The following is a 13,192-nucleotide window of genomic DNA, read 5'->3' on the forward strand; positions in this document are numbered from 1 at the left end:
AAGATGAAGGGTCCGGCTGTTAGTTTTCCAGGCTCAAAACAAAACGTTTCATATATTCCGATGGCAGCATCCCGGTATTTTTGAGGAATACCTTGGTAAAGTACCGGGTGCTGAAATACCCCACCCGCTCAGCCGTTTCCCGGACACTGGATGTCTGCCCGCCGGACATAAGTTCCCGGGCTTTTTTCATCCTGACACCGGTGAGATGGTCAATGAAATTTTCCCCTGTTTTCAGCTTGTAGATGCGGCTGAGATAATTGGGGGAGATATCGATCATGTCCGCAATGGTGTTAATGCCGATCTGGTCCATATAGTGTTCATCCACATAGGCATTGATCCTGTCCACCAGGTCCACGGTCTGACGGCCGGAGATCATCTGCTTTAAAAACTCTGTGAGCTGGCTGTAGGAGCGGATATGGACATCTTCGCCGGATTCAAGGGATAGGATGCGGTTCAGGGAAGGATCACACAGGGACAGGATCCTGTCCTGATGGGAAAACTGGTCCAGCTGCGGGATCAGTTTCTGAAATTCCATGCTGTCCCCTGCCCGGTGGGCCAGCAGAAGCTTTTCCAAAAGGCCGGAAAAGGGCAGCAGCTCCTTGTGGGCGGCGCGCTCCCTATCAGAGATCAGAGACCCCAGGCAGACGCAGTATCGCAGGCTTTCCTCCTTTTGGATGGACTCGATCTGTCCGAACAGTGAGGAAAGCCCGTCAGCGGACGCATAGAACCCGGTTGCAATACACCCGCAGGTCTCGTTAAAGTATTTCAGATCCGGTATAAACTCGTCCGCTGTAATGGAGGCGCTGGCAAGGAAGCACAGCTCACCGGTAGACAAAAACGAGATGGTGGACAGCGCCCTGCGGCGTTTACAGATGCGGGATAGAACAGTGCTCAGAGCATCCAGGTCCCTTCGGAAGGTCTCCTGTTCATAGTGGTCAAAATAAAAGAGCAGCACAGTGTAGGGAGGCAGGACAAACCTGGGGGCCTGCAAAAAGCCGATGGTGGTGTAAAGGTCAAGGATTTTTTCAAACTCCAGTTCATAGTCCTTTTTCAGCAGCGCCTCCCGCTCCCGGCAGATGGCCAGTGCCTTTTCCATGGTGGCCTGCACCTCGTCCAGGCTGGCCGGCTTTAGCAGATAATCCAGGGCGCCCAGCTTTAACGCCTCCTTGGCATAGGCAAATTCAGCGTACCCGGTGAGCATGACAACCGGTATCCTTTTGGCGCTGAACTTTGAAAATGCCTGCAGCCCGGTGAGCCTGGGCATGTGGATGTCCAGGAAGATCAGGTCAGGGGTTTCCTGTTCCAGCATTTCCAGCAGTTTTTCACCGTCCGATGCCTCCAGAAACTGATGGGCGTCAGGATAAAGCTCCTCTATCATATTTTTAAGTCCCAGCCGGGTGAGACGTTCGTCATCAGCCAATATGATCTTCATGTTCCATATCCTCCTCCAAAGGTATTTTAATAATGACGGATGTGATCCCATCCTCCAGACCGATCTCAAATACCGCTTGGGGATGGATCATCCTGATCCGGTTTTCCACATTGCGGATCCCTACTTTTCCCTCTGCATAAACGGCGTCTACCTGAATGGGGACGCCGTTGTTGCGTTCCTCCAGGATCAATGCGCGGTCGCGGACAGAGGCCGTGATCCAGATGATAATGGAGATCCCCTCCGTATCCATGCCGTGCTTGATGGCGTTTTCCACCAGAGGCTGGATGAGAAGCCGGGGAATGGAGATCCCGGCAGCCTCCTCCTCCACCTGGCAGTGGAAGGTCAGGCGCTCGTCATAGCGCATTTTCAAAAGCTGGCAGTACTGGGTGCAGAATGCGAACTCCTCCTTTACCGTGGTCAGCTTGGCGTTGTTGCAGGTGTAGCGGAATATCCTGGTCAGCTGTATGATGCTGTCCTCCAGTTCCTTTTTCATTCCCAGACGGTTCATGGAAATAAAGCAGTTTAACGTATTATAAAGGAAATGGGGATTGATCTGGCTTTGCAGCGCCCGGTATTCCGCTTCCTGACGGCTGATCTCATACTTGTAGGAGCGGTCAATGTAGAGCTGCAGCTTTTGTATCATTTCGTTTAAGTTTTCAGCGATCAGGGAAAATTCCTCTGTGTTAAAGGAATCATTCTTAAGGAGCACCGTGTCGGGCACGGATGTGTTTAAGTCTCCCTTTGCAACCTCCTGCATCACCTCCAGGATGGAGTTAAGGGCCAGGGATGTCCGGCGGGAGTTGGAGCGGAAAATAAAGTACGCGGTGATGATGGATGCCAGGCTTAAGGCCGCGGCCAGGCTCCATATAATGGACACCTCTCTGGCTGTATCCCTGCGGGAGGAGACAAACACCAGCTGCCACGGCATTCCTGAGATCTCACTTTTATACAGGTCATAGGTATCGCTTCCGGTCCGGATCGTCTGACCGGCCAGGGGGAGTTCGCGGATCACATCCTCCTCCACCTTTCCCACCTGGTAGACCAGGTTTCCATCCTGGTTCACAATGACAAATCCCGAGTTCTCACTGAGCGTTACATTCTTAAAGATATCCTTTATGATCTTGTCCGAGGCATCGATCCGTATCACTCCCAGCTTCCGCTTGGTGTACACATTCCTCACCGTGTGCACGGCAGAGATAACAGCCCTGTCCGAGCCAAGGTAAACAGGGGAATCCGATACAATAAAGTCATAGGGCTGGTCGTGGTCCAGATTATTCTGGTACCAGGCCTCCGACTCATAGGCATACTCGGTATTGTCTATAAAGTCGCTGTTTTTTGTGGTGGTGACCATGATGTGGTTGTCCGGGTTTGCGGGCACAAAGGACACGGCAAGAATATCCTCCCTGGCGGTGATCAGGATGCGCTGCAGGGCGGTGATGTAGTTCTGCCGATAGCGCTCAATGGTGTAATCCCGTGACCCGTCCCGGGTATAGTTCCCATTGTCAACGGCCGTGTAAAAATTCAGTATATCATCATAGATATAAGGGGTCAGGGTCAGTCGCTTTAAGTCATAGGCATAGGTGCTTAAATGGGTGGAGACGGAATAGAGCGAGGTGGAAAAGTATTTGTCATTGTCTTCATAGATCCGGTTCTGGAAATAGCAGGCCAGCACAGCGGATAAGATGACAATGGGCAGCACAATGCTTATAAGGAACAGGGCCAGCAGGCGGCTCTGGAAACTTTGTCTTTTTTTCAGGCGTATCACAACCAATCCTCCCAGGGTATGTCTTACATGTTTATTCTACACAGATCAGACCTGTTTAGCAATTCTTTTCAGCCCCAGGATAGAAATGAGCTTCAAAGTGTAGATTTGGGTACCTTATGAAAATGGACCCGGTGTGATAGACTTAAGCTACAAAGAAAGCCGGCTGAAAAACACAGTGTAAAAAGGAGAAGGAAATTTATGAAGAAATTAGCGTTAGCGGCCCTTGCGGGCCTGATGGCAGTCAATATGATAGGATGCTCCAAAGCTCCCGAGGAGCCGGTGCAGACCGCAGAGCAGACGTCAGCTGAGAAGGCGGGAGAGAAGGAAGATAGCCAGGGGGAGGCGGCGGCATCCACAGGCGTGACCATTGAATTTTTGTACAACTTAAACGGCGAGGCGGTCAGTGACGCCGTACAGGAGGTATGCAAGCAGTTTACCCAGGAAACAGGGATCGGCGTGGAGGCAGTGATGCCAGGCAGCAACTTTTCTGATATTATGAAAACCAGGATGGCATCCAACCAGCTTCCCGATGCATGGACGACCCATGGCTGGGCAGTGGCCAGATATGCGGAATACCTGGCGCCCTTAAATGATTTTTCCTTTGCCTCCCACATCTCACCCAGTATTCAGGAGCAGATCACGGACCAGGATGGAAACCTGTTTACCCTTCCCATTGACATGGACCTGACAGGGATCATCTATAACGTGAATGTGCTGAAGGAAGCTGGAGTGAATGTGGATGATATCAAGACATGGGCTGATTTTGAGACAGCCTGCGAGCAGATCAAGGAAGCGGGAAAAACACCCATCCAGCTGGGCGGAAAAGATAATTACACCATTGGAAACATGATGGATTTCGTAGCCCCGACCCTGATCACCAACCAGGACGAGGCCAACCAGCAGGCGCTTTTAGACGGAAGCTTTGACTGGAGCAAATGGAACACCGTAGTGGAGATGATCGATTCCTGGAGACAGAAGGGATATTTTAACACAGATGCCGTGACCGCTGATTATATGACAGGGATCAAGGCACTGGCAGCTGAGAAGGCAGCATTTATGTTTACGGCAGCCAGCGGCATCACCGAGACTTATGTACAGAATCCGGACACGGAGATGGGCTTTATGCCGCTTCCAGCCAGGGAAGAGGGCCTTAAGCAGGCGCTGATGACAGGCGAGCATTTTGCAGTGGGCATGTCAAAGACCACAGAACATCCCGAGGAAGTGAAGCAGTTTATGGATTTTCTTGCACGTGAAGATATCTGCTCCTACCTGGCAACCAAATGCGGTATGCCCTCCGGACTTGACAATGTGGAAAGCGACACAGGAAGACTGGCGCCATATTATGACAAGTATTCAACGGACAGTTCCATCCTGAACATCCCTTATTTTGACAGAAAGTACCTGCCAAGCGGCATGTGGAACGATCTCTGCGTGACAGGAGCCACCCTCCTTTCAGGCCAGTCCGATGCCCTGACCATATCTGTAGACCAGATGAAGTCCAGCTATGAGGAAAAGAAAGCACAGGAGTAAATATGAAGGTTCGGAAAAATTCAGTCATCAATCTGTTTTACCTGCCGGCAATCCTGCTGTTTCTGGTTTTTGTGATCTATCCCTTTATCCAGGGTATCCGTCTTTCTTTTACCAACTGGAACGGATACTCACAGAGCATGAAATATGTGGGGATTAAGAATTACATCCGGCTGTTCCAGGATGCAAATGTAAAAACAGCCCTTGTCAACACATTGATTTACGGCATCATGAGCACGGTCATCCAAAATATATTAGGGCTTGGTTATGCCATGTTCTTAAACACAAAATTCAAGGGCCGTTCCCTGGTGCGCACCATTATCTACATGCCTGTCATGATCGCCCCGCTGATCATGGGCTACATCATGTACTTCTTTTTCCAGTATGACGGAGGGGCGGTCAATGATATACTGATCGCTCTGGGCATGCAGCCCGTGGACCTGCTGGTGAACAGCAATTACGCCATTGTGATCATTGTCCTGGTCAATTCCCTGCAGTTTGTGGGCGTTGCCATGGTCATCTATCTGGCCGGCCTGCAGAACGTGCCGTCCATGTACTATGAAGCAGCCATGCTGGACGGGGCTACCTTCTGGGAGCGGTTTCGCCATGTGACGCTTCCCCTTCTGATGCCGGCCATCTCATCCTCCACCATATTGAACCTGATTGGAGGACTGAAGCTTTTTGACCTTGTCATGGCCCTTACAAGCGGGGGACCAGGGTTCAGTACCCACTCATTGTCCACATTGGTCACCAACCAGTACTTTTCAGCCCAGTCCGCAGGCTATGCGTCTGCCATCGGGATCTTCTCATTCCTGCTGATCATGATCATCAGCAATGTGGTAATGGGATACTTTGACAGGAAGGAGGTGGATGTGTAATGGAAAGCTCCAAGCGGTCCAATACCTGGAAATATATCCTGGCATTTGTTATCATTGTCATTCATTTTGTGCCCATTTACATGGTGCTTGCCATTGCATTCAAATCTCCTTACGACCACTCCTCAAGATGGGCGTTCCCGGGTTATGTGTACCTGAAGAACATATACACAGCCCTGGAACGGGGCGGAATGCTGCTGGCCCTCAAGAATACGGTTATCATCAGCGGCATTTCCATTCTCCTGATCGTGGTGGTGGGCGCCATGGCAGCTTATCCTATTGCCAGGAACAGAAACAGGATGAACAATCTGGTAAAAGGATTTATTATGGGTGTGATGATGATCCCGCCTTTAAGTATCCTGGTTCCCCTTTACTCCTTTATGGCAAAGGTGCAGGGGATCAACTCCTACTGGGGCATGATCGTAACATTGCTTACCTTCCAGCTGCCCACCAGCATTTTTCTGTTTTCCAGTTTTATAAGCAGCATCCCCATTGCCCTTGAGGAGGCTGCGGCCATTGACGGCTGCGGCCCGTTCCAGACATTTTTCAGGATCATCATGCCCCAGCTGAAGCCGGTGACTGCTTCTGTGGTCATTATCACCGGGGTGAACTGCTGGAACAACTATCAATTTGCTTTATATCTGCTCCAGTCGCCTAAGATCAAGACCATCACACTGGCCATTGCAGGCTTTTTCTCAGCTGATTCGGCAAATGTGAACGGGGCGGCGGCAGCGGCATTCCTGGGAATCCTTCCTGTGATCGTGGTGTTCCTGTTCCTTCAGAAATACTTCATACAGGGTATGGTGGACAGCGCCATTAAGTAGGAGCCCTCAGCAGACGATCGGAGGTAACACATGAGCATCATATATGATAAAGAAAAACAGGTATTCCGGCTGGACACCCGGAATACCACCTACCAGTTTCGCGTGGCGGAGTTTGGTTTTCTGGAACATCTCTATTACGGCAGACGGATCCCGGACACAGCGGAGTACCTTCCGGTCAGGATCCGCCACGGATTTGAAGCCAATCCCCATGAAGCTGAAAAGGACAGGACCATAAGCCTGGATTTGATCGAGCAGGAGTACCCCGGATTCGGAGTGTCGGATTTTAAGGTGGCTGCAGTGAGCGTGATCAACGGGGACGGCTCCAACTGCATTGATTTAAGATACGTATCACACAGGATCATGGAAGGGAAATACAGCCTGAATGGAATGCCTTCCCTGAGAGAACAGGACGGTTTCTGGAAGACGCTGGAGGTGCTGCTGCGGGACCCCTATACGGATATGGAGGTGACCCTTGTCTACGGCGTGCTGGAAGAACATGACATCATCACCCGGTGTGCCAGGATCAGGAACATGGGAAAGGGGACCGTATATGTAAATGCAGCCCACTCCGCCTGCATTTCCTTCCCCACGGACCAGATGGACATGATCAGCTTTTACGGAAGCTGGGGACATGAGCGCTGCCCGGAGAGAACGCCTGTAAGGCACGGTAAGATCACTGTGGACAGTGTGCGGGGAATATCCAGCCACTATCAGAATCCGTCCACAGTGCTCTGCGCCCCCGGTGCCACGGAGGATTCGGGGGACTGCTGGGGAATCGCTCTGGTTTACAGCGGGAACTTTGCGATCACAGTGGAGGTCAATGACTTTAAGCAGACCAGGCTGGTGGCAGGGGTGAATCCGGAGACCCTGTACTGGGAGCTTGAGACAGGCGGTGTGTTTGAGACGCCGGAGGCCGTGATGACATACAGCGCCCTGGGACTTACGGGAATGAGCCATAATTTCCACCGCGCCGTCAAATATCACCTGATCCCCAAGCAGTTCATTGACCAGAGATGTCCGGTCCTGATCAACAACTGGGAAGCCACCATGATCGACTTTGACGAGGAGATGCTGGTGGACATAGCCGGCAAGGCAAAGGAACTGGGCGTTGAAATGTTTGTGATGGATGACGGCTGGTTTGGAAGAAGGACGGATGAGTACAGGGGGCTTGGAGACTGGCAGTGCAATCTGGATAAACTGCCCAGCGGCATCCCCGGGTTTGCCCGGAGGATCCACGAAAAGGGACTGAAGTTCGGCATCTGGATCGAGCCTGAGATGGTAAATGAGGACTCGCGGCTTTATGAGGAACATCCGGACTGGTGCATCCGGATCCCGGGCAGGAAACCCACCAGGCAGAGGTATCAGCTGATTCTGGATTTCAGCAGGGATGAAGTGGTGGACCAGGTCTTTGAACAGCTCTACGAAGAATTTAAGGATGCCGGGATCGATTATATCAAATGGGACATGAACCGGAGCATGACGGACCGATTCTCAGCAGCTCTCCCGGCCCGCAGGCAGGGGGAACTCTGCCACAGGTATGTGCTGGGCCTTTACCGGCTCATGGACAAGCTGACCAGGGCGTTCCCCGGCGTACGGTTTGAGGGGTGCAGCGGAGGCGGCGGAAGATTTGATATGGGAGTCCTCTATTACATGCCTCAGATATGGTGTTCTGATGATACGGATGCAATGGAGCGGATCCTGATCCAGTACGGCACCTCCATGATCTATCCGCCGTTTGTCATGGGCGCCCATGTCTCGGAATGCCCCAACCAGCAGACCGGGAGAACGGTTTCCATTGATACAAGGGCTGCTCTGGCCTACTTTGGCACCTTTGGGTATGAACTTGACCTGAACCTGCTGTCAGAGGAGGAACAGGAGGCCGTGAGAAAGCAGGTACGGTATTATAAGGATCACGGGCTGGTCTGCGCCCATGGGGATCACTATCGTCTGACCGATCCTGAAAAGGAGAGGGAGTACACGGCGTTTATGTCCGTGTCAGCTGATAAGAAGGCCGCGGTGGTGGCCTATGTACAGCGCGTTTCCGGGGCCAATAAGGGCATTATCTACATAAAGCTTAAGGGCCTTGAGGAACAGAGCCTGTATGAGATACCGGAGCTGGGACTGAGATGTTCAGGGGCCGCGCTTATGTATGCCGGGCTTCCCATGCCGGTGATCAAGGCGGACAATGAGGCCCGGGTGTTTACCCTTTGCGCAGGATAAGTTTTCCAGGTGGGCAAGTCTTTCACAAAAGTGGGGACCTGCCCGATATTTTTTATAAAAGCAATTGCCTCCCACCACCGTGTAGGAGGAGTAGCTGCCGTAATCAGCAGCTTTGGTAGATTGGAAGAAAAGGTAATCCCCTATATTATTGGTGCCGGACAGAGCGGCTTTGACCGCTTTCAGCACGCTTTTTGAGGGTCCCTTGGTGAGATACTTGTCCAACAGACCTGATGAGGCGCCGGGGAACTGGCCCTGGGCATAGATCACATCTGTTATGGAACCGCCCCAGCGCCCTGATTTGACACGGTTGACGATCACATTGGCCACGGCCAGCTGTCCGTCATAGGAATAGCCGCCGGATTCCATCATGACGCAGGCTGCCATCAGGTAAACCTCATCATCGGAAGCTTTGATCACATATTTTGGCTTTTCCTCTTCTTTTTTCTTTTCCTGCTTTTTTTCCTGTTTCTGTTCGGCTGCTTTCAGCGCAGCCTGTTCCGCTTCTATGCTGACTGCCTTGCCGGGAGTCACGCTGATCTTTGTATACTGGGTGGATACATAACCGCTGCTGTCAGAGGCCAGCTGGATCTTGGCCCATCCGTCTTTTTCCTCCAAAACAGGATAATAGTCATCCCCGGCAGCAAGGCCCACGATGGCGGACTCTGTGGAAGGTTCCTCACGCACATTCAGCGTTTGTGTGGTAACCTTGGCTGTAAAAAGTCCCAGTTCCTTGGCCAGGGGCTTGATGTCCTGCCCGAATACCAGGTAATCGTTCTTAAGCCATCCCTCCAGTTTCCCGGAGCGGATTTTGGTCCAGCCATCCTTTTGCTCCAGGATCACACCGCCGCTGCCGCGGTAGCACTTTCCCAGGATCTTTCCTTCGGTGGAGGGTTCAGCCCTTAAATTTAACACATCCGTGACATTGGCCACGGCTTTATTATCATACTCAGAAGGGGCCGGTGCAAGAGAGAGGGGAACCTGCATGGGTTCAATGGAGGCCTGAGGTTTGGCAGGCTCCGTACCTGGGGCCGCAGCGATCTGGTGTGGACGAAAAGCAGCTGACCTTGGCGGACAGACAGAGGGAAATACGCTCAGACCCAGAAGGGCCGCTGCCGTCAAGGTAAGTATGGTAGTTCTTCTGCTGGAACGGTTCCAATTCTGTTTCATAAAAACCTCGGTTTTCTTAATGTATCCGTATTTACAGTCCATTACAATTGTTACAAAAGTGTTACGAAAATACTATAACAATCTTTTCCGTGATTGTCAAGTTTGGCCGATGAAAGCCGAAGATTGTCATCATTGATTTTACAGCCGGGATTTGTTATGATAAATAAATCGAAGATAGATACCGGGCCTCTGTTGAGCAATCTCCAGAGGCCTCGTTTCAGCGCCGGATGATCGCATACCTGGAGCAATGGGCGTTTCGGCCGGAGGGAAAGATGAAGATATATGTGGTAGATGCATTTGCGGAAGAACTATTTAAAGGGAACCAGGCAGGTGTCGTACTGCTTGATAAGGAGGAGGCGTTCCCGCCGGAGTCATTTATGAAAAGCCTGGCAGCGGAGCTTAAGCATTCGGAAACCGCCTTTGTGAAACAGACAGGGGAAGATATGTTTGACATCCGGTATTTTACTCCTGAAGCGGAGGTGGAGCTGTGCGGACATGCCACCATCGCTTCCTTTGCAGCCATGCGGGATACGGGGAGGATTCATATAGGGGAATATCGGGCAGGGACCCTGGCGGGCGAACTGGCTGTTTCCCTGGAACGCCGTATGGTATGGATGGATATGGCAGAGCCTGAATACCGATATGAGTTCAGCGCCAGAGAGAGGGGACAGCTGTACGATGCATATGGCCTTGACCTGTCATCCGCACCCGGGAATCTGGTGCCTGGTATTGTGAGCACCGGGCTGTGCGATATACTCCTCCCGGTAAAAGACAGGGAGAGCCTTTACAAAGCTGTCATGGACCAGGAAAGAGTTGCAGCACTGTCAAAGCAGTACCGGGCCGTGGGGATCCATATGTTCTGTCTGGGCGGATCAGATGGGGGCACGGCCTATTGCAGGAACTTTGCTCCGTTGGTTGGAATACCGGAGGAATCAGCCACAGGCACATCCAACGGCGCTCTGACTTATTATCTGAGACGGAATGGGATTATAGAAGACGGGGCTGTCAATACCTTTGTCCAGGGAGAAACGATGGGAAAGGAATCGCGGATTTATACCAGAATCACAGGGGAGAAGATCCGGGTGGGCGGCAGCGGGAAATTGTGTATGGAGTGCAGTCTCTACGCCGGGGAGTGCCCCTGGACCATAGGAGACTGACCAGAACGATAACGGAGATGAGAAGATGAGTCTATATGCAATCGGTGATCTGCACCTGTCCTTTACGGTGGATAAGCCCATGAGTATCTATGGAAGGGAATGGGAAAACCATGTGGCAAAGATAGAGAAGAACTGGAAAAAGCGAATCCGTGAACAGGACACAGTGGTCCTGACCGGTGACCATTCCTGGGGCCGGAACATGGATGAATGCAGGGCTGACCTGGATTTCATCGCCTCACTGCCCGGGCAGAAGATCCTGCTTAGGGGGAACCATGATATGTTCTGGGACGCTAAAAAGACCTGTCAGCTGAATGATCTGTACCAGGGCAGTCTGTCATTTCTCCAGAATAATTATTACATGTATGGGGAGTACGCCCTGGTTGGAACAAAGGGATATTGTTATGAGGGAAGGGATACGCCGGAGCAGTATGAGAAGCTGGTAAAACGGGAGCTGGAACGGCTGCGCATCTCATTTGAGCTGGCGGTTGCCGGAGGTTTCAGGAAGTTTATCATGTTCCTGCATTATCCCCCCACCAGTATCGGGGAGATGGAAAGCGTGTTTACGCGGACCGCTGAGGAATATGGAGCCAGTCAGGTGGTCTACTCCCACTGCCATGGAGCTGCCAGGTATCAGGACAGCTTTCAGGGTGAGGTAAATGGGATTGAATACAGTCTGGTATCCTCGGACTACCTGAAATTCAAACCCGGACTGATCCTGGAATAGAATAGGATATGAAATGTGAATATTTTATGATTTTATATTCTGTCCTGTCTGAATTTATATGAAGTTTATCTTTTAATGATATGCTTACAGGGTATCTTTAAAGTCAGGCCGGCAACACGGGGCAGGGGAGGATTAAAACATGGGCATATATAAGATCAGAGTATTTTTTCTGGCAGCTGCACTGTCTTTGGTATGCAGCACACAGGCGGCATGGGCGGCCGGATGGGTCCAGGAGCAGGATGGACAGTGGTATTACGAAGACGGGCAGGAGCGGCTGACGGGCTGGAACATGATCGATGGAACATGGTACTGCCTGGATTCCCGGACCGGTGCCTGGGAGCCGAAACCCCAGATCGATCCGCAAGCAGCCTGCTATCTCCTGGAGAACAGGCTGAAGGAACTGGGCCTTTACCAGGATGAGGAGGAAGAACTGCTGTTTAAGGTGGATTATGTCACTGCCGGGGAAATAAAAATATCAGTGGGATATGAAGAGAAACCCCAGGTATTCCACACACTTAATATCTACGAGGTGAACAGAAAACGGGGGATTGCGTCCCCAACCATTGGAAATGACGATATCAGTTTGTGGTGATTTCGTGGTCCATGATCCGCACAAATTCCTTCAGCACCGGGTTACCCTTCAGTCCCTTGTGGAACAGGCCGAAGACAACAGGGTCGATCCCTGTCACCGGTACATAACGCAGTCCGTTCCCTTCACAGCCGGGGTAAGACGGAAGCAGGGAAAAGCCCAGCCCGGACCTTACCAGGGCCAATATGCTCTCATATCCATCCACAAAGTAAAGCTGGGAAGGATGCCGGGCTGTGGAAATACCCATCTGGAGCTGCTCAATGGAGTGGGGGAGACGATGGGGCTCGCACAGAATCATGGGACCCTGCAGTTCCCGGACGCTGAGGGAACCGCGTCCGGCATAGGGATGGTCAGGGCTGCACACGCAGGACACGGGCAGCTTTCCTAGTTCATGGAACAGCCCGGGCATTCCCTTCATCTCCTCCTGGTGGAAGCCGAACATCACGTGGATGCGTTCTTCTTCCAGCAGATTGGCCATGGACTTAAAGGGTATCAGCTTTATGGAAGGGTGGAGGGTGGGAAACTGCTTTACCAGCTTTTCTATGACCGGAGGCAGTATGTTCAGTTCAGACTGATTATGGCAGCCAATGGTAAGAAACAGGGAATCATTAAAACCCGCCCCCAGCCTGTTTTTCGCGCTGGAGGCGATTTTTATTATGCTGGAAGCATCCTCCATAAACATAAAACCAGCTTCGGTCAGGGTTACATTTTTGCTGGTGCGTATAAAAAGCCTGGCGCCCAGCTCATCCTCCAGGGATGTGATCTGATGGCTTACCGCAGGCTGTGTGATTTTCAGGGATTCTGCGGCCCTGGAAAAATTCAGGTATTCTGCCACGGCAAGGAAACATTCTAACTGAACCGTATTCATTTCTCCCCCTCCTATGTTTTCCTAAAAATAAATTGAATCATTAA

General features: G+C 51.6%; 11 protein-coding genes. 7 read left to right on the forward strand and 4 right to left on the reverse strand.

Translation table 11 applies throughout. The annotated features are described in order from the left end of the window. Window positions 1-19: 19 nt before the first annotated feature. Window positions 20-1,432 (reverse strand): response regulator, encoded by a 1,413-nt coding sequence (locus CLFS41_RS08580; protein WP_045092044.1) that lies wholly within the window; start codon window positions 1,430-1,432, stop codon window positions 20-22. Beyond that, window positions 1,413-3,197, reverse strand: a complete 1,785-nt coding sequence (locus CLFS41_RS08585) for a histidine kinase (RefSeq protein ID WP_007862944.1) — start codon at window positions 3,195-3,197, stop codon at window positions 1,413-1,415. Before CLFS41_RS08585 ends, CLFS41_RS08580 begins: the two co-directional genes overlap by 20 nt. A 198-nt stretch (window positions 3,198-3,395) precedes the next feature. On the opposite strand from CLFS41_RS08585, the gene CLFS41_RS08590 reads away from it, so the two are divergent. Genes CLFS41_RS08590 through CLFS41_RS08605 form a run of 4 tightly spaced genes read left to right on the forward strand, consistent with a single transcriptional unit; the run spans window position 3,396 to window position 8,643 of the window. Next, window positions 3,396-4,727, forward strand: a complete 1,332-nt coding sequence (locus CLFS41_RS08590; protein WP_007862935.1) for an ABC transporter substrate-binding protein — start codon at window positions 3,396-3,398, stop codon at window positions 4,725-4,727. A 2-nt stretch (window positions 4,728-4,729) separates the two neighbouring features. Further along, window positions 4,730-5,602 (forward strand): sugar ABC transporter permease, encoded by an 873-nt coding sequence (locus CLFS41_RS08595; protein WP_045092045.1) that lies wholly within the window; start codon window positions 4,730-4,732, stop codon window positions 5,600-5,602. Beyond that, the gene (locus CLFS41_RS08600; protein ID WP_007862933.1) at window positions 5,602-6,423 is read left to right on the forward strand and encodes a carbohydrate ABC transporter permease; all 822 of its coding nucleotides are present in this window, start codon (window positions 5,602-5,604) and stop codon (window positions 6,421-6,423) included. Before CLFS41_RS08595 ends, CLFS41_RS08600 begins: the two co-directional genes overlap by 1 nt. Before the next feature lie 30 nt (window positions 6,424-6,453). Then, complete coding sequence (locus CLFS41_RS08605) at window positions 6,454-8,643, forward strand: alpha-galactosidase (protein WP_045092046.1); 2,190 nt, start codon at window positions 6,454-6,456, stop codon at window positions 8,641-8,643. Here CLFS41_RS08605 and CLFS41_RS08610 read toward each other — a convergent pair. Next, window positions 8,554-9,810, reverse strand: coding sequence for a cell wall hydrolase (locus CLFS41_RS08610; RefSeq protein ID WP_082082541.1), 1,257 nt, complete (start codon window positions 9,808-9,810; stop codon window positions 8,554-8,556). The two genes, CLFS41_RS08605 and CLFS41_RS08610, sit on opposite strands and share 90 nt — an antisense overlap. Window positions 9,811-10,082: 272 nt before the next feature. Here CLFS41_RS08610 and CLFS41_RS08615 point away from each other — a divergent pair, with 272 nt between their 5' ends. From CLFS41_RS08615 to CLFS41_RS08625, 3 genes are all read left to right on the forward strand, one after another. Further along, window positions 10,083-10,967 carry a PhzF family phenazine biosynthesis protein gene (locus CLFS41_RS08615; protein ID WP_007862930.1) on the forward strand — a complete coding sequence of 295 codons (885 nt, stop codon included), beginning with the start codon at window positions 10,083-10,085 and terminating at the stop codon, window positions 10,965-10,967. 25 nt (window positions 10,968-10,992) lie between these two features. Then, complete coding sequence (locus CLFS41_RS08620) at window positions 10,993-11,691, forward strand: metallophosphoesterase (protein WP_007862929.1); 699 nt, start codon at window positions 10,993-10,995, stop codon at window positions 11,689-11,691. 139 nt (window positions 11,692-11,830) lie between these two features. After that, window positions 11,831-12,283: a hypothetical protein gene (locus CLFS41_RS08625; RefSeq protein WP_045092047.1), complete on the forward strand. Its 453-nt coding sequence runs from the start codon at window positions 11,831-11,833 to the stop codon at window positions 12,281-12,283. Here the strand turns inward: CLFS41_RS08625 and CLFS41_RS08630 are convergent. Next, window positions 12,270-13,148, reverse strand: a complete 879-nt coding sequence (locus CLFS41_RS08630; RefSeq protein ID WP_007862926.1) for a LysR family transcriptional regulator — start codon at window positions 13,146-13,148, stop codon at window positions 12,270-12,272. The two genes, CLFS41_RS08625 and CLFS41_RS08630, sit on opposite strands and share 14 nt — an antisense overlap. Window positions 13,149-13,192 lie beyond the last annotated feature (44 nt).

It is taken from the genome of Clostridium sp. FS41, assembly GCF_000954015.1.
In the GTDB taxonomy this organism is placed as follows: Bacteria; Bacillota; Clostridia; order Lachnospirales; family Lachnospiraceae; genus Enterocloster; species Enterocloster citroniae.